This window comes from Rickettsia lanei, assembly GCF_056242675.1.
Genome location: NZ_CP172233.1, coordinates 413,815 through 434,835 on the forward strand (window position 1 = coordinate 413,815; position 21,021 = coordinate 434,835).

The following is a 21,021-nucleotide window of genomic DNA, read 5'->3' on the forward strand; positions in this document are numbered from 1 at the left end:
CTTTTTGCTAATTTTTTTGGATTGTCACCGTATCCTATGGCTGCTCACAATGACGACTCAGGTAAACAACAAAGCTCTTTTCAATAGCAAGCTACTTTTTTAATTTGCTATTAGAGGTCTTTAGTAATTGTTTCATAATAATAGATTGTCTATGCCAATCCATAATAGGAATTGCAGGGCTGCCGCCGACAATTTTACCTGCTTCTATATTTTGTGCTACACCGCCTTGTGCCGCTACCTGTGCCCCGTCGCCTATATTTAGATGTCCGGCGATTCCTACTTGCCCTCCAAGAGCACAATATTTACCGATCGTGCTACTTCCTGCTATACCTGTCTGTGCTACGATAATAGAGCCTTTACCTATTTTGACGCCATGCCCTATTTGTACTAAATTATCTATGCGGCATAAATCTTTTATAATTGTATCTTGAAGTGATCCTCTATCAATAGTAGTGTTTGCACCAATTTCAACATTATTGCCGATTTTAACTATTCCTATATGAAATATTTTGTGATGTACGCCTTTTTCGGTAGAAAATCCAAACCCGTCCTGTCCAATTTTTGCACCTGCAAGTATTACGACGTCGTCGCCTATAATTGCATAATTTATTGAAACATGTTGTTCTATTCTAGCGTTTCTGCCGATATTTACTCCTCTACCTATAAAACTTCCAGCTTCTATAATACTATTATCACCTATAATAACATCGTCTTCAATAACTACATTGTGACCTATATAACAATTTTTTCCGATAGTCGCCGAATCTGCAACAATAGCGGATTTCATTATTTTAGTAGGGTATGATTTAATAGGAGCATAAAAAAAATCTATTAATTTGCTGTAAGCAAAATATGAGTTCTGGGCGTGTAATAAAACAGTATTTGGATTTGCTTCTCCCGTAAAATTTTTCGGCACTATACAAGCAGCAGCTTTGGTAGTTTTTAAAAATTCGGAGTATTTAGGATTGCTTAAAAAGCTAATATCATTTGGTGATGCTTCCTGCAGAATTTTAATATCATGAATAGCTATATCTTCAATCTTAGGAGGTGCTATAATATCGTGTAAAAAATCTATAATTGCTGTTAGTTTTCGTGGCCCTAGATTTTTATAAAAATTACTACTTACCATATAACTTTAAGCAAATTAATCATTAGCGACAGTATATAAGTGATAGTTTTATTATGCAACAAAATTTACAGGTGGAATAAAAGGTATTGCTAATTAAAGAATGATGTCGTCATTGCGAGCAGCCGTAGGCTGTGTGGCAGTCTCATGAAATAATAACAAACTCCTGAGATTGCTTCGTCAATTGCTATGCAAATTCCTCGCAATGACGGAAAAACCGATCCACGCAACAACGTCTACTTGATTGTAAGATCTAGGAAAAAAATAGATAAAAAGTCACAAATATTAATTTACGTTTTATTAAGAAGAATTAAATTAATGTATTGTAGCTATTTTAGTACAAATCTTATCAATTTTTACAAAAATATTAATAATGATCTAATGTCTTTTAATAAAGCCTAAATTATATTAACTAAATCAAGGTATTGAAAATGTTAGAAATAAAGAACTTAGCCTTTGCAGGTGGTGGAGTAAAAGTCATCGCGTATGCAGGGGCTCTAAATGCATTAAAAGACAAAGAGTGTTTAAAAAAATATCCAGAAAGTAGTTGGAGCTTCCGGTGGTGCAATAGCTGCTTTCTCCATAGCACTAGGATATCAACCGGAAGAAATTGAGGATATACTTAAGAAAATTGATTTTAATAAATTTTCAGATCATACTAGTAAATAGGACCAAGTGTATAATCTTGTATTCTACGGAGGGTTAAATTCTGAGAAATATCTAGAAGAATTTTTAAGGCAATATTAAAAAACAAGGGATTTGACCCCGATATTACTTTTAAACAGCTACATGACAGTCAAAAAACAAATATAGATTTATACGTAGTGTGTACTAATCTCAGTACTCAATTTCCGGAAATTCTATCTTATGAAAATGCTCCTGATGAGAAAGTCGTAAAATTCGTATACGCTTCAGGGGCTTTTCCTATATATTTTCAGCCTGTACAAAAAACTGTTCAAGGAGTAGTTTCAACATATGTGGATGGTGGAGTTACGAATAATTACCTGGTTGAGGTGTTTGATGATAAAATTGCAGCACGAAGCCTCCCTCAAACAGATAATAAAAATTATAAAACTCTTGGGTTTAAAACAATCAATAAAGAAATATTAGAAGCTTATCAGAATGGTACAGAACCTAAACCGTCTGTGGATACTACTACTGTTGTGGATCAACTATATGCATTAGCTGAAGTTCTCACAAGCTTTGACTTGATAAGTTGTTTTCAGAATCATGATAGAACAGTTTTTATTGATGATCATAATATATCAGCTTTAAGTTTTGATATCACAGCTGAACAAAAAGAAGCATTAATAAATTCAGGTTATTCTGCAACTTATGATTATGTGATGAGAATAGAGAATATAATGCTTGCAGGACTAGGAGTAAACGATTAATGATAGCCTTGTATTATAACAACGCGAGTGGATAACCCGCTATTCGCTTTAATCTTGTTTTACAGATAGCATAAAAGGTATTACAAAATAAAATTGATATCGTCATTGCAAACGACTGTAAGCTTTGTTGCATGGCTCGAAAAACCCACTCGATGTCATTTCCGCGAAAGCGGGAATGACATAAAACGAGTCATGCGAGCAATACCAATTTTTGAAATCAATAATCATCAAGTATACTCAAATGCTTTCAAGAATTGAATTTTATTTTGAGGGGTGAGGATGCGAATTCTTGATAAAATGAAAGAGCAATTTTTGAAAGCAGAAGAGTATAGACGATTTGCTCCACTAAGCGACAGTATATTAAGTAATACTTTTTTGTATAACAAAATTTATAAGCATCATAAAAATTAAAGATGAAGGCAAAATTGTCCCTTTTTATTAATTCTATGTAGCGCTACTTTTTCCAGACAACTCAACATCTATCCCCCATTTTTCATTTTCTAAGTGGGAGATAATACAACATATTGCTTAATTTGGTAAGCATGATAAATGTAAAAAAGGGGGGTTAGAATCCGATTGAATTTCCGGTTGTATATACTCCTGCAATGGCAAATGGGAATAATTCATAAAATTATTCATCGTTATTATAATAGATTCAGGATTATTATTTTGTTCTTGTAAATAAGATGCTAATAGTTCCTTATTTACTTTCACTTTTTTATAGAATTTTGTAGCATATGCAATTTTAAAAAAATTATCTAAACTATTGTTATAAAAAAGTTTTATTTAGAAATGAAGCTAAATTTTTTAATAAGTTTTGTTGTTTTTCTTGCAATAATTCCCTTACCTCGGCAAATGTTTTGTCCGTATCTGCGTAGCTTGCAGCCATATTCCCATTATTATCAGCACGAATAATCATCTCAGGTGGCAGCAGCTTAATAAACTCTAGAGAAACTGCTATTATGCCTTTTTTGGATGCAAGCATTAACAATGTCCTTCCGAATTTATCAATAGAGTTAATATTTTCCTCAAACATTCTTGGAATAAGCTCTATACAAACATTATCTAAATCACGTCACATAGCCTTTGTTAATGCAGGCTGACCACGTATATTCTCGATCGTATTAATATAGCCTCGTCAGACATCTTGGGAATAAGTTTTAAACAACCTTCTTCTAAACCTGCATCAGCAGCTAAAATTAAGGCTGTATTACCATCCTCATCGGATTGATTAAATAAATTAGTATTTTTTATTTTATCAATTAATTTTTCAACTTCTTTTTTATCTTCATCTTTTGCGTGTATTACACACGTTAATTTTTCTAGTAAAGATATTTAGTTGATTATATAATATTTCATCTGATTCTTCAGGTGTTGATTCTTTATGTATTCCAAAAATTTTTTTATACGTATAAACATAATTTATCCTTATTAACCTAAAGTTAATTAAAATTACAAAAATAAGTTTACAGATGCAATAGAAATTTAATTGAAGACATAAAATAACGTAACGGGATTTAAAGTAAGGAATAGTGGTGGCCACGGTTGGAATTGAACCAACGACACAAGGATTTTCAGTCCTTTGCTCTACCGACTGAGCTACGTGGCCGTATATACTCGATGAACTTGAAAATTTGGCTTCGTCGTTTTTGTAAGTCCTCGGATACTCACGTATTAGTATACGCTCCGCTCTTCGGCTTACAGACTCCTTGATCTTTTCCAAGTTGATCTTCGTCTATACTATTCTTTCATTTATTAGGGTATAAGGCAATATAACTTAAGCTTATAATAGATTAATCGGCTTTTGTCTATTCTTAATTAGTAATATTAGACAAAAATACTTAATTATGATATCATGAGTGTTTATTTTTATAACGGTTTTTATGATCAAAATCGGCAATATTGAGCTTTCTTCAAATATTATACTAGCTCCAATGTCGGGTGTTACGGATTTGGAATTTAGAAGATTAGTGAAAAGATTTGGTGCAGGGCTTGTAGTTTCTGAAATGGTAGCAAGTAGAGCAATGATTGTGGAATCTAGGCAGTCACTAAAAAAAAGTGCCATTATGCGTGATGATGCAACAAGTGCTTGCGTACAGCTAGCAGGCTGTGAGCCGAATGTGATAGCAGAAGCTGCTAAAATGAATGAGGGTATGGGGGCAAAAATTATTGATCTTAATTTTGGCTGTCCGGCGAAAAAAGTAGTAGGCGGTTATTCAGGCTCGGCTCTAATGAGGGATGAGCAGCTGGCAGCTAAAATTTTTGAAGCTACCGTTGAAGCGGTTAAGCTGCCGGTAACCGTTAAAATGCGTATGGGTTGGGATGATAATACGAAAAACGCTCCGACTTTAGCCAAAATTGCTGAAAGCTCAGGTGTTCAGATGATTACCGTTCACGGTAGAACTAGATGCCAGTTTTATTCCGGTAATGCCGATTGGGATTTTATACGATCAGTTAAAGAATCGGTAAAGATTCCGGTTATTGCTAATGGTGATATTACTAATTTTGCTAAGGCAAAAGAAGCCCTACAAAAATCCGGTGCAGACGGTATTATGGTCGGTAGAGGAGCATATGGCAAACCTTGGCTTATTTCACAAATTGATCATTATCTTAAAACAGGTGAAGAAAAATCTGCTCCCTCTATAGCAGAGCAGCTAGATATCGTAACCGAGCATTATGAGGCAATACTTGATTATTATGGTGAATCTGTGGGCGTACCTATTGCACGTAAGCATATTGGCTGGTATAGTAGCGGTTTACCGAATTCAGCAGAGTTTAGAGGTGCTGTTAATTTAATGAACGATCCTCTAGCTGTAAAAGAGAAAATTGCGGAATTTTATACGAGCGTTATGGAGATGAATAAATTAAAAGAATTTTAAGTTTTATTTTTGTAATATTGTTTTTTAGTTTAAGCTATGCAAGTGAAAAAGCAGTAATTATAACTGATTATAAACCGGTATTTTTGCCTGTAATTGCTGAAAATAAAAAAATAAGAATTGCTATTCGTTCTTATTTAAATAATGAAAAATCATATTTCGTTTTAGTAGATCCGAATTCTTTTAAAACTGAAATAGCCCTACAAGAGCTGGTAATTTTACCTACGAATAAAATAGAAAAAGAAAATCTTCTAAAAAAATTAAGTAAAACTCCGTATATTAAAGTTTTAAATAAATATAGCTCTACACCTTATATACAACAAAATTACGGTGCTACGAGTAGCATGTATAAAGTAAAAGGACAGTTCTTGACAATTGACATGTGTCCTTCTTCCAAAAGCTTTGAAGAAGATTTTTTTAAAAAGCTCGTAGAATTATCGATCAAACTAAATAAACCTATTCCGATTGCTATATGTGTTTCAGGATTATGGATTAATAAGCATATAGAAGAATTCTTATGGTTATTAAAACAACAAGAAAACGGTTATTTACAAATAACATGGGTTAATCATTCATTTAGTCATCCTTATTTTAAAGATAAACCTCTTGAAGATAATTTCCTTCTTTCCAATAAAGATGATTTTGAAAATGAAGTATTAGAAGTAGGGAAAATATTAGTAAGTTATAATATTGCTCCGTCACCTTTCTTTCGTTTTCCTGGATTAGTTTCCGATCAAACATTAATAGAAAAATTAAAAGATTTGGGACTTATTCCGCTTGGGAGTAATGCATGGCTTGCTAAAGGCGAAAAAGTTCAAAATGGTTCTTTTATATTGGTACACGGTAATAGTAACGAAAAAGCCGGAATAGATTTAATTATGCCGATGTTACCGGAATTAAAATTACTTCCTATTGAAAAGGCGTTTTTATTACATGATAATTGATTAGTTAGATATTAATAATACGGTAAGCTCATAGTTGTTCTTATATCACATGAAGAATATGAGAAAATTAATCAGCTTGAAGATATGTATTGGGCAATGCAAGCAAAAAATGCGAGTAAAAGTGGTTTTTTATTAGAGGAAGAGAGTAAGGATTTTTTAAATAAGATATTAAATATCTTTCTTATAGGAAAAAGAAATGATGGAGAAGTTTATAAATTAGTTAAAAGAAAAATTAAATAGTTCATAATTATAACTTAACTTTTCTAGTAGGGCTTTTATCTCTTTGAATATCAAGTTTTGTATCGAATAGCGGAGAATCTTGTAAAAAATCAATAAGGGAAGATTCTTGTGAATTTTCTTTATGATTTGTTATTATACTACATAAACGTTTATTATTATCTAATACTTCTAGATTTACTTCGATTAAAGGCGGAGTAAGTAAATGCTTAATAATTTCAGACCATTCTATTAAAATTAAATTGCCGTTTAATGCCTCTTCAAATCCAAGTTCATAAATTTCTTCAGGTGATTTAAGACGATACAGGTCATAGTGATATATAGTGAAGTTAGATTCTTTATACGTTTGCAGTAAGTTGAAAGTAGGGCTTATAATGCTTGTATTTTCACCGCAAAAATATTTAATAATTTCACGACAAAAAAATGTTTTACCTGCTCCAAGGTCACCGTTAAGTAAAACTATATCATTTGGTTTTAAGCTTTGTGCTAGAAGTTTTGCAAGCTTCTTTGTCTTTTCTTCGCTATTTAGTGTATGCATTTTTTAACTTGATAAATCATTTGTAAATATTGATTCTGAAAAGTGTTGGAACCTATATTCTGCACATTCCAGTTTTCGCTATTTAATATTATTATTTTAGCGTTTAATTTGTCGTATAATCGTGAATTTTGTTCATTACTTAAAACAAGACATTTGTTATTAGACTCTTTAATTAAATCTTCTAGCTTGCTTATATATCGGAGGCTTTTTTGACTTTCGCTATATAATTTTGCAGTTTTAATATTAGTATTAAGAAAAAAATACTTGCTACTGTCACTTAATAAAATTACGTCTTTTATCGTTGCAAGCTCATTATTTTTAATCTCTTGTAGCTTATTTAATTCTTTAAGTGCTGTTGAAAGGTTATTATTAATATCTTCTTGTAGCTCAGGAAATTTTTCACTAAATATTTGTGCAAATTCCTGTAGTAAAATCACAGCATTATTAAGATCAAGCCAAATATGCCAATTATCTTTTATAGTGGTTAAAGATTTAATATCACTGATTTTTATAATGTTTTTGCTATGATTATCAATTAATTTCTCGGCAAAACCGTCAAATTGTTCATTAATATAAATTGCTATATCAGAATTTTTGACTTTTACTAAATCACTAGGTTTTAAATTATAATGATGTGGACAGTCACTACTAATAGCTAAGCTCTCGATATCCGCTTTATCCTTAACAAGCATCGAAACAATACTGCCGATTGGCGTAATACTTACAACTATCTTAGGCTTAGCATAGCTAGTAAGGCTGAGGAATGTAAGGAATAGTAATGCTAGGTATGTCATCTCTGTGAAGGTTTGCTTGCATTGATACCAAATCGTCATTGCTAGCGACTGAAAGGAGCATGGCAATCTCAGGATTTTGGCACGAGATTGCTTCGTCAAAATTTTCAATTTTTCCTCGCAATGACGGTTTGACGTACTAGCTCTCATAATTTCGCCAACAACTCTAATTTACTAGGTTTAAAATCCTGCTCTATCCAAAAATTTTTTAGATATTCTAGTTTTGCTCCTATCTTTTTTTTTTCTATATTCATATTTAACAAATCATTACCGTTTACTTGGAATTTAGGACGTAATAACGCATCATATTTAAGAATAAATTCTTTTACTTGTGAATGATTTAATTTACCGATTATTCTAGCTGCTAATAAATATTCCTTATAATTCTTTTTTTCAAACCAAATTTTTTTCATGTTAAATTTAGCGTCATTCAGAAAGTTCGTTATTGATAATATTTGCATTGCTTCATGTTTTGAGAATTTCCAATCTAGAAAGACCTTTAAATTTAAATCTTTTTGACAATATAATAAGAGTGCATATCGAGTAACTAATTCTAATTTAAAATCATTTGCCTGCTCAAAAAATTTTATTTCATAATTTTGGATAGAGAATATTAGTTCTAATATTCCTATTTCAAACATAGCTTTTAAAATTTGTGCTGCTCTTTTTGAAACAATAATTTTATCCATTTCACTTTTAATTCGCTCTCGTGATAAAGTTTTTAAGCCGTCTTTTAAAGCTTTACATGCTTTAAAGCTGCCATCATCAAGCTGATTCGCATAATAGCTAGAAAACCGAAAAAAGCGTAGAATTCGCAAATAATCTTCTTTAATTCTATCTAGAGCTTCCCCTATAAATACAACCTTTTCCTGCTGCAAATCCTTAAACCCTTCAAAATAATCATATATCTCGTTCTTAAAGGGACAATAGCTTAAAGCATTAATAGTAAAATCTCGTCTTGCGGCATCTTCGGCAAAATCGTTGGTGAATATTACTTTGGCATGTCTGCCGTTACATTCAATATCTTTCCTAAGAGTCGTGATCTCAAATTTTTCATTATTTAAAGTAGCCGTAATCGTGCCGAATTTTAAACCGGTCGGAATAGTTTTTATTTTAGCTCCAGATAAAATATTTGTTACTTCACTAGGTGTCAAATTAGTAGCTATATCTATATCGCGGCTACCTTTCTCAAGTCGATCTCTTGGATAACTTGCTTCTAAAGGTAATTTGTACGTCGATCCGGTACTCGAATCCTCACGTACGTTTATGTACATTGCGATTCTGCGTTCCGTGTCTCCTTCAAATTCCTCTTTATTAGTTTTGTTATGCAAGAGATCTAGTAACGCATCACGTACACAGCCGCCTATAAGTCTTGCTTGTCCTTTTTCATTTAAGAGACTCAAGATTTTTCTATATCCTTTTGAGGGGATTTTTAGTATTTTGTGTGTAACTTGCATTATTCGATTTTACCTAAAGTATTGGATAGTTTTTAAAAAGACTTTGATGTCATCCTAGCTAAAAACTGGACCTTGTTATATGGCTCGTTTATGTCATTCCCACTTGGCATTGTTATGTGGATACTGAGTCGTCATTGCGAGGAAAAACTGTAAGTTTTGACAAAGCAATCCAGTAAAAAATGCTAGTTTTAACATTTTTTTATTATTTTTCTGGATTGCCACGCTCCTTACAGTCGCTTGCAATAACGACTTAGTATCCACATAACAATGCCAAGTGGGAATGACATAGAACAAGAACAGTCCGGTACTAAGATTTTACGTACATTCCTTTTTATTGCAAAAGATAAGTATAATAGGGCTTTTTTTAAAATCTTTATTAATCGTTATTAAGCTCCCGCGGCATTTAGATTTATAATTGAGATTAATATGAATTTCAGCTTTCTCACAATGATTATCTTTATTAATGACAATTTTTTGTCCGTAGTTGGTTAAAAAATATTATTCTCTAAAGGTAACACCATACTATCTTTTTGTCCAAACCAATTAGCCCAGTAAGTTCTATTGAAAGCAGGTATTTTATCAGCATGTATTAGTTTATTTTCTCTATCTTTAACGCCTACCGCCATATGATTTGCATCAAATATTAATTTCGGCTTTGGGGAGTAGGACATAAATATAAAAGATATTGCCATGATTGCAAGACCAAGCAAACGCCAAGCAGTTTTCCATATACAAAGCCAAAAAAGCCGAATAAAAAAGAGTAATATGCTGAAATTGGTAATATAACCGAAATACTATACAGCAGCCGGTAAACTATTAAAATAGGCGGCTGATTTTATTATTATATCAATAAAGAATCCCATAAGCTTTAGGATATAGTTATCAAACTCGATCATGGTAAAAGGCAGAGCTAACAAAGCAAGAGGCATAAGAAAAAATGACGTTATCGGAACGACAATGAGGTTAGTTGGTACTGAGTAAGTAGCAAATATAAAGAATTGATTAATTACTACAGGTGCCGTTATGATGCTTGCTAAGAAGCTTGAATAAATATTTGAGGCTGTATAAAATTTTACTGCTCCAAAAATGCCTTTCTTTTCTCCAAGTAACCATGAATTCTTTAAGTAAAATTCATAACCGGCAACAAGCGATAATACGGCGATAAAAGATAATTGGAAACTTGGATGAAAAATATATTCGGGATTTAACGATAATATTATTATAAAAGCCGCAATTGCAAGTGAATGAAGGGGAAAGCAAGAGCGTCCGATAAATATAATACCGTAAATAAAAATTGCAGGAGTAATAAAAGTTCTAGTCGTTGCTATTTGCATACCGCTTAGTTCTAAATAACCAAAGCTTCCTATTAGCGAACAATAAGCAGAGATTAATTTTATATTGAAATTATATGCCAAATAATTTGAAAGATTTAATAAAAACCTTGTAGTAAGGAAAATAATCATCACAACTAAAGATAGATGTAATCCTGAAACACAAAGCACGTGTGATATACCGTTTTGCCTCATATCCTGCATTATTTGCCTGTTTAAACCTTTTGTCTTGCCAAGTAATATTGCAGCTGCAAAATTCCCTTTATCTTTTCTATTAAATTATTATAAATATAGGAACGCACTCTATAAATAAAACTATCAAAATTTGTTTCATTACGTTCTATAATTTGCGGCTCAGACATCGCATAGCCGTTTGCTCCAATATCCGATAGATAAGCGTAAAAACCAAAATCATAACCCCCGGGTAGTATACTATTTTGCGGCTTATAGAGCTTAGCAAGCAAAGTAATTCGGTTATTTACCCTAATTTCTTGTATATATTTTTTCGGTATACTAATTTTTAACTTTTTGTAAGTTACGATTAATTTTTTCTATCTTTATGTTACTTAATACTACTTATCCTCCTATAATAGTCGGTTTTATCGATTCTATTTTACCGCTAATTTTAGTGATGATAGCTTTATAAAGCATTTCGCTATGTAAATTTGTTACATGATATTTAGAGATGAATATGCCAAAAATAAAAGCAATAATCATTCAGTAAGTAAATTGTAAAAATATATTAGAATTTCTAGTAAAGGTTAATATTAAACAAACACAAAAAATGAAAAATTTGTTGTAAATGAAAGCTCAAAATCAAGCGAAATACCGTAAATAAAAATAACAAAATACCAAATATTTAAATTATTATACTCTGTTTCCAAAGTTATTTTAAAGTATCGCAGTGTTTCCTATCAAAAGTTAAAAATACAGTATACGTTATATCTGTTATATTTTCAATCATTAGAACAAAATTCTCTTGTAATTATAAGTTAAGATAAATTAACAAATATATTGCTTTTTATTAACTTATTTATTATAATGTCCTACGTTATGTACATGAAATTTTAATTTAAATTGAGATATTTGTAATGAATAAGTTAACAGAACAACATTTACTAAAAAAATCAAGATTTTTAAAATATTCTCTGCTTGCCTCTATTGCAGTAGGAGCTGCAATACCTTTTGAGGGTATGGCGATGAGTAAAGAAGCATTTCGTATCGATCTCAGTCATAAATTGTTGAATCACGTGTCACAATTAAACAGACACAAAGATACGACAAATACCCCGCAGCAGATAGGAACAGTAATTGTACCGGAACCAGAAATAAACACATATACTCCATCTGAAATAAGAGAAATGAAAATATCTAACAAACCTAAGGCATCTAATCCATTAAAAGATGTTCCTATAGAGGATCATTATAAAGTGGTAGCACGTAGTAAGTCTGATGTCGGGAAAGCAAGAAAAGTACGACCAATTACTAGGTGCAAAACATTTGCAGGCATTGAAAAAACACAACAAAGTCAAAATACTTATACTCCTGAATCGACAGAACAAATGCCTCAAAAACCAGAGATTATAATAACAGCGTCTTCGCCTACTGTTAGCCCAGCTTCAAATAGTTTTATCACTGCACCTAATACACCAAATACTACCCTGACATCACCTGAACATTATACTACGGCACCTGGTACTCCATCATCAACACCGGTGACTCCGTATCAGCCTACTTCAGATTCTAAACCAAATGATAGTTTAGGAGCTAATACACCACCAAACATAAACACAAACTCAAAGGCAGCACGAAGATTATCGTTTAGCAGTAGCAGCCCGCAACAACAGGCAGTACAATCTAGCTCACAGGTTAAATCAGAAGTTCCTCCGAAAAAAGGCAGTACTGAAATTGTAGCAGGAATGGTAAGTAATATATCACGAGTTAATGAGATGATAGGAATCAAGTTAGCTGAAGTAACACAGGCTATTAAAGATACCACAGGTAAAAAAGATAAAGAACGATTGCAGAAGTTGTATAGGCAGCTAACTTCAACACAAAAAACAACAGAAGTACTCAAGTCAAGAGCTGAAGAGATAGAAACAAAAATCAAAATAGGTAAAAATAAAGATAAAATAAAGAAACTTGAAAAAGAGTTAACAAGTAAAAACAATAAAGCAGATAGATTATTTCAGAAAATAGAAAAAATAGATATTCCAGCAAATAAAGTTTCAATAAAATCGCAGGAAACAGTTCCGGTTACAACGGCGTCAACCGAAGTTAGTGCGTTTCAAGCACAGCAAGCAAGAATTAATGAAGCTCGGCAAGGTATATTTAATAAAAATAAATCAAGCGGAGGTAATGCAAGAAAAAGTAATGCTGGAACAAAAAGAGAAAAGAAAAAACAAGAAGCACAAAAGCAGTTATCAGAAATAAAGAAACAAGAAAAAACTATAAAAACGGCATCAGATAAAGCTAAAGAAGTAGCTGCTAGTGCGAAAGAAGAAACAAGTAGAACTGCATTACGAGCCATGCAAGATAAAATGAATGGTGATTCTGAACAATTAAATAAGATAGAGGAAAATCTAAAGTTATTAACTCCTGTTGTTAGTTCTACCGGTCCTACTTATAAGCAGTCGCCACAAGCAAAGCCAACTATACCATTAAGTCATAGGGTTCAGAGAATTTTAGGTGAACAACTAGAGGATGAAGAGGGGTACTTAGTGCCAATAAAAGTTCAGCAGCAACCTTATACAGTAATGTTGCCGAATCAAGAAATAGAGGATCCTATTCCAAGTCATTCAAAAGATAGTTATGAGGCTAAGGTTTCACAATACATTAATTATTTGAATAGCATACAGCCAAATCAGTCAAATCAAGCTCAAATAGATAGTGTAATAGATAGTTTAGCAACAGAAATGAGAAAGTTTAGTGCGGATCAATTTAGTCAAAAATTAGGTGAGATTGCACATCTTGCCAGTATAAAGGCATATGAAGGTTTGTTCGAGAAATTATATGAAATTCAGCAAGCTAGAATTCCAGAAACTCAAAAAGTATATGAGCAAGCGGAAATATCTCAGTCTTATGCAGAGTATGAAGAGAATTCAAGAAAAAGCAGTACTCCAGTATTATCACGCTCGTCTTCAGCTAAAAGTGTAATATCATCAAATTTTGAAGAAAAATCAGCATTGTTACAAACCACAACTACAGATGAAAGCTTGAGATCTGACAACAATTGGAAAAATTCTGCACCATATTCTTCAAGCCCAAAGCTTAATAAAAGAGGATTAGAATATTTAGATTTAGCTGGCGACGCGTTCGTTCAGAATCTAAAACAATCTGATACGTTAACTATAGAAACTCTTGATTTAATAACGCCAACACAAAATACAACTTTTGCTAAAAGTGACTCATCGAGGAAAAATAATGTAAGTGGAAGTATTCCGGAGATACAACAACTGCAATCAGAAAAAATGCGTACAGAAACTTTAGGTGTACAGGATGATCTAGGGCTAGATTTACATTATGCACCTCAAGAAACTTTAACTGAAGAAAGTACCTATTTAGTTTCTAGTAAGAAAAAACCAGGTAATATAATAAAGAGAGCTGTATCAAAAGTAGAGTCAATTTTGCACACAAATTATTCAGAGAACAGAAAAAGGAAAAGAGATGGAGAAACCTCAAAGCAAAGAACAGTAGATCAAGAGGGAGAATTTGGTCACGCTTGGGGAAATGAGAATCATAAGGAGTCTAGTTTAAGTGTAGTTAGTGGATTCACAAAAAAGGCAACTCAGCTTATAAGCCTTTTAGATGCAAAGAGAACCGCAATACTGCAAACAACCAGTCCTTCACAAAGAAAATCACTTAGTTTAGTTTTACAGGAAATAGAAAATGATTACCGAGAAGCAATTAAAATCTCTCAAGAATTACAGCAAGTATTAATACGCAAACCGGAAGATATAAAAGCTTATAATGCAAAAGCAGAAAAAAAATTGGATGCTATTAAAAGCAGAGCAGATAAACACTTTGATAATATAGAAACAGATGTAGATATTGGATTTAATCCAAATGGGGGAAATAGTCATTCTATGCCGACTGCTAATATGGATAGCTTACCAAAAAATTTAGCTGTAACCCCACCTATAAATGTAGGGTCACTATATAACTCTCCGCAAGCTCAACAATTTCGAGAAGATCATAAAAATATTATAATAAATGATAGATCACAAGGTAGACTAAATTTGGTTGATAGTACTATTAAAAAAGGTACACAGCCATTATCTAATTTATCTACTATATATGAGTCGGTTAGTGATGAGAATTTAGCATCAGAAACAATATATAAGACAGAGCAACCTAAGCCATCTATAAGTTACACGAATACTAGTAAACGAAAATTACCTATACCATTATTCAGAAGTGCCGAGCTTGATAAGAAATTAGAGTATTTAGATTTAGAAGATAAACTATTAGAAGTAGAGGAAGCTAGAATAGTTAAGGAAAAGCAAGCTATTGCAAAATTGAATCAATATCAAGATCCAGAAAACCTAGAATTTAAGCGGTTAGCTATGGAAGCACTAGACTTATCTTTAAAAGAATCACAATTAAAAGGAAAAAGGAAAGCCATAGAAGCAGAATTTTCTTTAAATGAAAAGTCTTCAAGCACAGATGTATCAATATTACGTTCCTATTCAATTGATGACATAAGCAGTGTACTTAGTGGTGCAGAATCAAATCTATCCCGTTCACCTTCGGTTAGTAGCTTAGAGGATTTAAACAATTCTAATGTTATGCAATTAGGGGAATTAGAATCTAAACATGAAAAAATAGCCAATGATTATAATAAAGAAAAGATTTTGTTAGAAGGGAAGATAAAGCATCTAGATACTGAATCTAAACCTAAGGTAACTGAGAGTAAGCCGGTATTTTCATGTTCATCTTCAGTTGATAGCATAAACAGCTTCTCTAATGATGATGATTTGAGTAGTCGTGATGTTGTAACTCCGGTAGATACTCTAAATATAGAAATTAATAAAGATTATGTAGATACCTATATAAGAGTATTAAGCAATAAAATACAAAAAATAGAAGAATTGTCTGGCTCAAGTTCTAGAAGTGAGGAACTTAATCATATTAAAGAAGCAATGGCTTATATAAGTAATCGTATACAGGATGTAGAGGAATTAGATGAAAAAATGCTTTTAGTAATAAATGCACAATTACAAGAACATGATGAGAAAATTTCTTCGTTACTTCGCGAAGAAGCTACAGATATTCTTGCTCAGTTATTGCTACAAGAAATGTTAGTGTCGGATGGTAAATCAGAATCTACCTTACCTGCAGGAGATGAAGAACAAGAAGACACAGAAGTAAGTAGACAATTATCTTCATTACCTGCACTTGCATCAAGTAATGAGAGTGCATTAGCATTAAGTGACGATAGAGAAAAGGAATGTTTAGCATTAGGCGATGGTAGCGAAGATGAAGAAAGTTATGATTCAGGATTTGAAGAGGAAGAAGAAACAATAGGGCAATTATCCGATTCCGATGGGGGTAATCTTAAAATAATGGAAGTTGATACGGTTATTCCTCTTGAACAGGAAGCAAAAAAAGAAATGCAAACGCAAATTTCAGAAAACGCTCCTACTTTAAATCAAGCGAAAGTTGTTAATACTATTGTAAATAATATGATTCGTAACAGATTAGATGTGAATATGTCTAATAATATGGTAGCAGTGGGAGCCGGTGATGAAGAAGAGTCTCATATAAAAAGAGGTTTGTGGATGCGTGGTATGTACGGCACTAATAATCATGGACGCGTTGAGAATATGACCGGTTATAGAGGTACTAACAAAGGTGCTACTATCGGGTTCGATGCTGAAATCGACAATAATATCGTAGGTATAGCTTATAGTAATGTTCATTCAGTATTTAAATTTAAAAATAGTAAAAATAATGATAAAGAACTTATTAATAGTCATGTGGTTTCTATTTACGGACAAAAAGAATTACCGAAGAATTTTGCACTACAAGCTTTAGTATCTGCTTCTAAAAACTTTATTAAAGATAAAACAACTTATTCATATGGTGATACTAAAATTAAAAGTAATGTAAAACATCGTAATCATAGTTATACTGCGGAAGCATTACTGCATTATAATTATCTTTTGCAGGGCAAGCTCGTTATTACCCCGAATATCGGCTTAAGATACGGGAAGTCACGAGACGGGGTATATAATGAAACCGGTGTTAACGTACAAGAAATAGCTCTTACAATGAAAGAGAATAATATATTGTCCGGAATTGTCGGTACTAAAGTCACAGTACCTTTAAAAGATGCTCTAAAATTTAATAATTTAGGTCTAACATTCCAAGGAGCGGTAGAACATAATTTTAAAGAGAAAACCCAAAGAATAAATAGAGTTGTTAAAATATTTGATAATACATTCAAACATAATTATCTAATACCGAAGCAACCGAAAACATCCTATAATTTAGGAACGGGTATTATAGGCAGTATCAAAAATACTACTATTTCGTTTGATTATAATTATTATCTAAATAAACATTATAGAAGTCATCAAGGTAGTGTTAAGCTTAAGGTAAACCTATAATTTTTATACTTGCAATATTTGCAAAGGTGTTATATAAAACTTCTAACTTAATGTCATGCCGTGGTCATAGCCACGGTATGACTAACTATATTGCTTACTTTAAAATTAAGGCCCCTTCGTCTAGCGGTTAGGACACCACCCTTTCACGGTGGGAACACGGGTTCAAGTCCCGTAGGGGTCACCATTCTATATTTTCCTATAATATAAGATCTTAAATAATCAAAACTATAAAGCACCACCCTACCGACTTTGTCCATGGGTTATTTAGTTTACATGCTTATATGAATTCTACGGAAAATGATATTGTAGAGTTTGCTGTAGAAAAAGAAAATAATGAAAAGGTCAAAACCCGAAATGAACAATTAAAAGACTGGAGCCTGAAATAGGTAGATGTTACGCAGTAGCATATGTAAATGAAAAAGTAAAACAAATTGTACTTACCTATCAAGGTACTACATTTGAAAAATTAGATTTGCTCAAAACTAATTCACCGTTTAAAGCTCATTTTAAAAGTATTTTAGGTGGACAGATAGTGGCCAGCAAGCGGCCGCATATGAAGCTACAAAGGAGATTACCAAATATGCTGAAGAGAATAATTATAATTTATCTTTCACAGGTCATTCTTTAGGTGTATGGCTCGCAGAGCTTAGTTTATATTTTGCTCATAGAGATTTTCATTATCCAAAAGCAAAGGCAATCACATTCGATAGCCCGGGTTTAGCTACAGAAAATCTTTAGCCGCATATGTATGTATAGCCATGAAACTACCTTTGACGTAAAAATTTTAAATATAACAACTTATTTATCAGCTCCAAATTTTGTAAATGTCTGTAATCCGCATATTAATAAAGCACTTGATATTTATTACCTTTAGCAAGCAATCTAATATATAAAAATGCTACTGCAACGACATTTGGAAGCTTCTTAGAGGTAATCGATCAGCTTATAAACGGTAATATTGCAACCGGACAATTTTTAGATATTTATAAGCATTTAGAAAATAATGCCGCACAAGGTTGCCCATCAAAAGAGATCATAACCCCTGAGGGAACATTTGAACTTTCTTACAATTATTAACGTAGATTCTGCAGACAAAGTCCTTGAAGCATATAGACAACTTGTTAAAGAATTTACTATTTACGTAATAGATGAAAAGGAAGAAAACATAATAAGATTAGTCCATGAGAGGATTGCTAATTTAAATTCAGCTATATTATTTATTTTTGATAATGTTGAAGATCATAAAGATATAGAGCCTTATCTTAACAGTATAATTAATATACTTAATGATAAGGCACAAGTGATAATTACTACTAAAAATAATAATTTAAGTGATGATATAGAAAATATTATATTAGTAGAGTCTTTTAGTAAAAAAGAAGCGATATTATATTTAAAGAAATCTCTAAAAAATAGATTAAACAAGAAAGATATTGATAAATTAGTAGAAGACTTTGGTAGTAACGATGCTGCATCACCTTATAGGCTATCTAAAGCAGTAGCATATTTAAAAGCAAATAAATTACTTAAAGTAAATGATTACATTAATTACTTTAAAAATAGCAAAGATGATCATATAGAAACCATTTTATTACTACAATTATTAGAAAAATCACCTTTAGCTTGGCAGATATTTTACAATATTCTGCAGATTTAGACCCTGAGTTTATCAGTATAGAGATTTTCGAAGAATTATTTTTAATAGATAAAGAAAAGCTACAAGAACCTATAAAAAGGTTAGAAGCATTATCGATAATGAATCTAACATACCAAAATAGACAAGCCGGCTTACAATTACATAGATTAATGCAATTTATAACAAAGCAATATATAAATAAAATAAAGAACATGCGATAGATGAAAAAGAGATTTATACAAGACTAGCAGAAATCTTAGATGATTTATTTCCAATATTAACAGATGTTCCAAGTGAAGACTGGGAAAATTCTAAAATATTTTATCCCCATGTAGTAAAAATATTAAATGATGATATTGAAATGGATAAATGTAGAAAGGCAAATTTATATCAAAAAATGGGTTATTATAATGAATATATATTATGTAAATTTGAAGAATCGTTAAAATATTATAAGAAAGCTTTAAAAATCGATCAAGAATTAGTTCACCCTTCTTTTATTGCTAGCTCTCTTAATAATATCGGAGTGATTTATGAAAATTAGATAATACATACGAAGCTATAGAGTTCTATAAACAATCTTATTTAATGTACGTCAAACTTTAGGTTTAGGTCACTACAAGGCTAAAAACTTATCTAAAAAAAATTGCACCAGAATTTATAAAAAATAATGAAACTAGGGAGTTTATATTATAAAGAGGCGATTTTGAGGAAGTTACATTAGAAATTAAACAAAAAATACAAAAGAATGTTTTAAAAAAATATATATTAATGTTGCTAAAGATAAGTGGAATAGTAAGTTCTCAATCTGAGGAAATTGGGGGTGCAAGTCTATTTAGGTGATAGATATTTATAGCAAAACAACTAGGAGTTTTATCTAACCTTAAAAATATAGAAATAGCTAAAATGTTATGTTTTGAAGCGATTTGCTTAGGAGCAATTAACAGCTCTAGCAAAAACTTCACTTGTGTAAAAGAATTTGTTAGAGCCTATTCTGAATTAACAAATAAGATAACAAACGTCCTGAATATTTTATTGATGGCTCAATATTACGGATATGTGTTAATGATGAAGCAATTTTAAATAAATTGCTAGCTAGTGGTTAGTGTGGCTATGTAGCTTTACCCTCATCCTGAGGAAAATAAGATTTATCCATTAAATTTTTAGCAATGTTGCTTTCTGAAAGCTTAACTGATTGAAAATATTCGGATACAAGTTTTATCACTTCATCACAAAATTCATCTTGTAGCTCTTTACTTGCGGTTGATTTTTGGTTTTGCATTAACTGTATAGCATCAGATTTTTTATGCTCTAAAAATTCTTCAATTTCTTTAGTTTTTTCTTGAATGATTTTCTTGGTAACTTCATTACTTTCTTCTATCATTTGAGAGCGTAAAGTTTCTAATTTCTTTATTTGTGCTTTTGTGTGTTTAAAGAGCAAAGCAGCATCTTCTTTTAACTTTTCAGCTTGTAGAACTTTTTCTTGGACTTCTAAAATCTTAGCATCTAAAGAATTTAAAATGGCTTTTTTTGCCGGTCTATAAACTAAATATAAAAAAATTATAAAACTAACGGCAAGCCAGAAGCTCTCATCTAGGAAATTCATTATTTTACTTTTATATTTTGTAGTAAATTCATATCTGCTTTAGTGTCAACTATTTTTTCAATAATATTAACGGCAAGCTTTATGATTGCTGCGCTTTTATTAGTTCTAAATTGCTTAGCAGCTAAATTTATATCTTCAATGTTTTGATTTATAGCGTTTTTTAAATCTTGCTCTAGATTCTTTTTTTTAATTAAAAATTCTGATTCTAAAGAGTCTATTTTTTCTTTTTTTAGTCTATCTATTTCAGCATTTGTTTTGTCTACTTCCTCGTTATAATATTTATTTAGCTTTTCTACTTCTATGGTCAATATATCGGCTTGTGTAATATTATCTTGAATATTTGTCTGTCTATTATTAAAAATTTCTTCAGCTTTTGGAGTTATAAATTTATAAACAAAGATATACAATAAGCCGAAAGTAACGATAAGCCAAAAAATTTGTGAATAATAGGTAGCAATATCAAATTGAGGCATC

General features: G+C 31.6%; 22 protein-coding genes and 2 tRNA genes. 11 read left to right on the plus strand and 13 right to left on the minus strand.

The features are described from left to right. Nucleotides 1-91 precede the first annotated feature (91 nt). Nucleotides 92-1,129, minus strand: a complete 1,038-nt coding sequence (gene lpxD / locus ACHBLB_RS02475) for a UDP-3-O-(3-hydroxymyristoyl)glucosamine N-acyltransferase (RefSeq protein WP_475842391.1) — start codon at nucleotides 1,127-1,129, stop codon at nucleotides 92-94. Between the two features lie 579 nt (nucleotides 1,130-1,708). Between lpxD and ACHBLB_RS02480 the strand changes: the two genes are divergently transcribed. Together ACHBLB_RS02480 and ACHBLB_RS02485 are read left to right on the plus strand one after the other, a co-directional pair. Then, nucleotides 1,709-1,795, plus strand: a complete 87-nt coding sequence (locus tag ACHBLB_RS02480; RefSeq protein WP_350223204.1) for a hypothetical protein — start codon at nucleotides 1,709-1,711, stop codon at nucleotides 1,793-1,795. 101 nt (nucleotides 1,796-1,896) lie between these two features. Next, entirely contained in the window at nucleotides 1,897-2,520 is a 624-nt protein-coding gene (locus tag ACHBLB_RS02485) for a patatin-like phospholipase family protein (RefSeq protein ID WP_475842712.1), read from the plus strand. A 528-nt stretch (nucleotides 2,521-3,048) separates the two neighbouring features. Here the strand turns inward: ACHBLB_RS02485 and ACHBLB_RS02490 are convergent. The 3 genes from ACHBLB_RS02490 to ACHBLB_RS02500 all read right to left on the minus strand — a co-directional run bounded on the left by ACHBLB_RS02490 (nucleotide 3,049) and on the right by ACHBLB_RS02500 (nucleotide 4,129). Beyond that, nucleotides 3,049-3,234: a hypothetical protein gene (locus ACHBLB_RS02490; RefSeq protein WP_475842393.1), complete on the minus strand. Its 186-nt coding sequence runs from the start codon at nucleotides 3,232-3,234 to the stop codon at nucleotides 3,049-3,051. 55 nt (nucleotides 3,235-3,289) lie between these two features. Next, entirely contained in the window at nucleotides 3,290-3,556 is a 267-nt protein-coding gene (locus tag ACHBLB_RS02495) for a hypothetical protein (RefSeq protein ID WP_475842395.1), read from the minus strand. Nucleotides 3,557-4,053: 497 nt separating this feature from the next. Continuing rightward, a tRNA-Phe gene (locus tag ACHBLB_RS02500) sits at nucleotides 4,054-4,129 on the minus strand. Between the two features lie 274 nt (nucleotides 4,130-4,403). Here ACHBLB_RS02500 and dusB point away from each other — a divergent pair. The 3 genes from dusB to ACHBLB_RS02515 all read left to right on the plus strand — a co-directional run bounded on the left by dusB (nucleotide 4,404) and on the right by ACHBLB_RS02515 (nucleotide 6,580). Next, the gene (gene dusB / locus ACHBLB_RS02505) at nucleotides 4,404-5,399 is read left to right on the plus strand and encodes a tRNA dihydrouridine synthase DusB (protein ID WP_475842397.1); all 996 of its coding nucleotides are present in this window, start codon (nucleotides 4,404-4,406) and stop codon (nucleotides 5,397-5,399) included. After that, complete coding sequence (locus ACHBLB_RS02510) at nucleotides 5,384-6,340, plus strand: polysaccharide deacetylase family protein (protein WP_475842714.1); 957 nt, start codon at nucleotides 5,384-5,386, stop codon at nucleotides 6,338-6,340. The genes dusB and ACHBLB_RS02510 overlap by 16 nt, the downstream gene beginning before the upstream one ends. Before the next feature lie 96 nt (nucleotides 6,341-6,436). Then, nucleotides 6,437-6,580, plus strand: coding sequence for a hypothetical protein (locus ACHBLB_RS02515; protein WP_193385864.1), 144 nt, complete (start codon nucleotides 6,437-6,439; stop codon nucleotides 6,578-6,580). A 7-nt stretch (nucleotides 6,581-6,587) separates the two neighbouring features. On the opposite strand, the gene tsaE is transcribed toward ACHBLB_RS02515, so the two are convergent. The 7 genes from tsaE to ACHBLB_RS02550 form a co-directional block, all read right to left on the minus strand. Continuing rightward, complete coding sequence (gene tsaE, locus ACHBLB_RS02520) at nucleotides 6,588-7,115, minus strand: tRNA (adenosine(37)-N6)-threonylcarbamoyltransferase complex ATPase subunit type 1 TsaE (protein WP_475842399.1); 528 nt, start codon at nucleotides 7,113-7,115, stop codon at nucleotides 6,588-6,590. Continuing rightward, nucleotides 7,103-8,056 carry a metal ABC transporter solute-binding protein, Zn/Mn family gene (locus ACHBLB_RS02525; protein WP_475842401.1) on the minus strand — a complete coding sequence of 318 codons (954 nt, stop codon included), beginning with the start codon at nucleotides 8,054-8,056 and terminating at the stop codon, nucleotides 7,103-7,105. Before ACHBLB_RS02525 ends, tsaE begins: the two co-directional genes overlap by 13 nt. Next, the gene (locus tag ACHBLB_RS02530) at nucleotides 8,053-9,363 is read right to left on the minus strand and encodes a palindromic element RPE1 domain-containing protein (protein ID WP_014362674.1); all 1,311 of its coding nucleotides are present in this window, start codon (nucleotides 9,361-9,363) and stop codon (nucleotides 8,053-8,055) included. The genes ACHBLB_RS02525 and ACHBLB_RS02530 overlap by 4 nt, the downstream gene beginning before the upstream one ends. Nucleotides 9,364-9,851: 488 nt before the next feature. After that, nucleotides 9,852-10,055, minus strand: a complete 204-nt coding sequence (locus ACHBLB_RS02535; RefSeq protein WP_475842403.1) for a hypothetical protein — start codon at nucleotides 10,053-10,055, stop codon at nucleotides 9,852-9,854. Nucleotides 10,056-10,157: 102 nt separating this feature from the next. Continuing rightward, entirely contained in the window at nucleotides 10,158-10,889 is a 732-nt protein-coding gene (locus ACHBLB_RS02540; protein WP_475842716.1) for a ComEC/Rec2 family competence protein, read from the minus strand. Nucleotides 10,890-10,909: 20 nt separating this feature from the next. Then, complete coding sequence (locus ACHBLB_RS02545) at nucleotides 10,910-11,158, minus strand: hypothetical protein (protein ID WP_085065593.1); 249 nt, start codon at nucleotides 11,156-11,158, stop codon at nucleotides 10,910-10,912. Nucleotides 11,159-11,270: 112 nt separating this feature from the next. After that, nucleotides 11,271-11,411, minus strand: a complete 141-nt coding sequence (locus ACHBLB_RS02550; RefSeq protein WP_475842405.1) for a hypothetical protein — start codon at nucleotides 11,409-11,411, stop codon at nucleotides 11,271-11,273. A gap of 374 nt (nucleotides 11,412-11,785) precedes the next feature. Between ACHBLB_RS02550 and sca1 the strand changes: the two genes are divergently transcribed. The 6 genes from sca1 (at nucleotide 11,786) to ACHBLB_RS02580 (ending at nucleotide 19,485) form a co-directional block, all read left to right on the plus strand. After that, nucleotides 11,786-17,305, plus strand: coding sequence for a surface cell antigen Sca1 (gene sca1, locus ACHBLB_RS02555; RefSeq protein ID WP_475842407.1), 5,520 nt, complete (start codon nucleotides 11,786-11,788; stop codon nucleotides 17,303-17,305). A 109-nt stretch (nucleotides 17,306-17,414) separates the two neighbouring features. Beyond that, a tRNA-Glu gene (locus ACHBLB_RS02560) sits at nucleotides 17,415-17,489 on the plus strand. Nucleotides 17,490-17,875: 386 nt separating this feature from the next. Continuing rightward, nucleotides 17,876-18,043 (plus strand): lipase family protein, encoded by a 168-nt coding sequence (locus tag ACHBLB_RS02565; protein WP_230455944.1) that lies wholly within the window; start codon nucleotides 17,876-17,878, stop codon nucleotides 18,041-18,043. Nucleotides 18,044-18,359: 316 nt separating this feature from the next. After that, complete coding sequence (locus tag ACHBLB_RS02570) at nucleotides 18,360-18,962, plus strand: NB-ARC domain-containing protein (RefSeq protein WP_475842409.1); 603 nt, start codon at nucleotides 18,360-18,362, stop codon at nucleotides 18,960-18,962. Next, complete coding sequence (locus tag ACHBLB_RS02575) at nucleotides 18,929-19,162, plus strand: hypothetical protein (RefSeq protein WP_012150252.1); 234 nt, start codon at nucleotides 18,929-18,931, stop codon at nucleotides 19,160-19,162. Before ACHBLB_RS02570 ends, ACHBLB_RS02575 begins: the two co-directional genes overlap by 34 nt. Nucleotides 19,163-19,302: 140 nt before the next feature. Beyond that, a complete protein-coding gene (locus ACHBLB_RS02580) occupies nucleotides 19,303-19,485 on the plus strand; it encodes a tetratricopeptide repeat protein (protein WP_010976710.1) in 183 nt (60 codons plus the stop codon). Nucleotides 19,486-20,052: 567 nt separating this feature from the next. On the opposite strand, the gene ACHBLB_RS02585 is transcribed toward ACHBLB_RS02580, so the two are convergent. Next, nucleotides 20,053-20,547, minus strand: a complete 495-nt coding sequence (locus tag ACHBLB_RS02585; RefSeq protein WP_475842411.1) for a F0F1 ATP synthase subunit B — start codon at nucleotides 20,545-20,547, stop codon at nucleotides 20,053-20,055. Then, complete coding sequence (locus ACHBLB_RS02590) at nucleotides 20,547-21,020, minus strand: F0F1 ATP synthase subunit B family protein (RefSeq protein WP_475842413.1); 474 nt, start codon at nucleotides 21,018-21,020, stop codon at nucleotides 20,547-20,549. The genes ACHBLB_RS02585 and ACHBLB_RS02590 overlap by 1 nt, the downstream gene beginning before the upstream one ends. Nucleotide 21,021: the final 1 nt, after the last annotated feature.

Bases quoted from the DNA above. Each gene is read 5' to 3' on its own strand.
- lpxD (WP_475842391.1), bottom strand. From the start codon at position 1,129: ATGGTAAGTAGTAATTTTTATAAAAATCTAGGGCCACGAAAACTAACA.
- ACHBLB_RS02495 (WP_475842395.1), bottom strand. From the start codon at position 3,556: ATGTTTGAGGAAAATATTAACTCTATTGATAAATTCGGAAGGACATTG.
- dusB (WP_475842397.1), top strand. From the start codon at position 4,404: ATGATCAAAATCGGCAATATTGAGCTTTCTTCAAATATTATACTAGCT.
- ACHBLB_RS02515 (WP_193385864.1), top strand. From the start codon at position 6,437: ATGCAAGCAAAAAATGCGAGTAAAAGTGGTTTTTTATTAGAGGAAGAG.
- tsaE (WP_475842399.1), bottom strand. From the start codon at position 7,115: ATGCATACACTAAATAGCGAAGAAAAGACAAAGAAGCTTGCAAAACTT.
- ACHBLB_RS02525 (WP_475842401.1), bottom strand. From the start codon at position 8,056: ATGAGAGCTAGTACGTCAAACCGTCATTGCGAGGAAAAATTGAAAATT.
- ACHBLB_RS02530 (WP_014362674.1), bottom strand. From the start codon at position 9,363: ATGCAAGTTACACACAAAATACTAAAAATCCCCTCAAAAGGATATAGA.
- ACHBLB_RS02535 (WP_475842403.1), bottom strand. From the start codon at position 10,055: ATGGCAATATCTTTTATATTTATGTCCTACTCCCCAAAGCCGAAATTA.
- ACHBLB_RS02540 (WP_475842716.1), bottom strand. From the start codon at position 10,889: ATGAGGCAAAACGGTATATCACACGTGCTTTGTGTTTCAGGATTACAT.
- ACHBLB_RS02550 (WP_475842405.1), bottom strand. From the start codon at position 11,411: ATGATTATTGCTTTTATTTTTGGCATATTCATCTCTAAATATCATGTA.
- sca1 (WP_475842407.1), top strand. From the start codon at position 11,786: ATGAATAAGTTAACAGAACAACATTTACTAAAAAAATCAAGATTTTTA.
- ACHBLB_RS02580 (WP_010976710.1), top strand. From the start codon at position 19,303: ATGGATAAATGTAGAAAGGCAAATTTATATCAAAAAATGGGTTATTAT.
- ACHBLB_RS02585 (WP_475842411.1), bottom strand. From the start codon at position 20,547: ATGAATTTCCTAGATGAGAGCTTCTGGCTTGCCGTTAGTTTTATAATT.
- ACHBLB_RS02590 (WP_475842413.1), bottom strand. From the start codon at position 21,020: ATGCCTCAATTTGATATTGCTACCTATTATTCACAAATTTTTTGGCTT.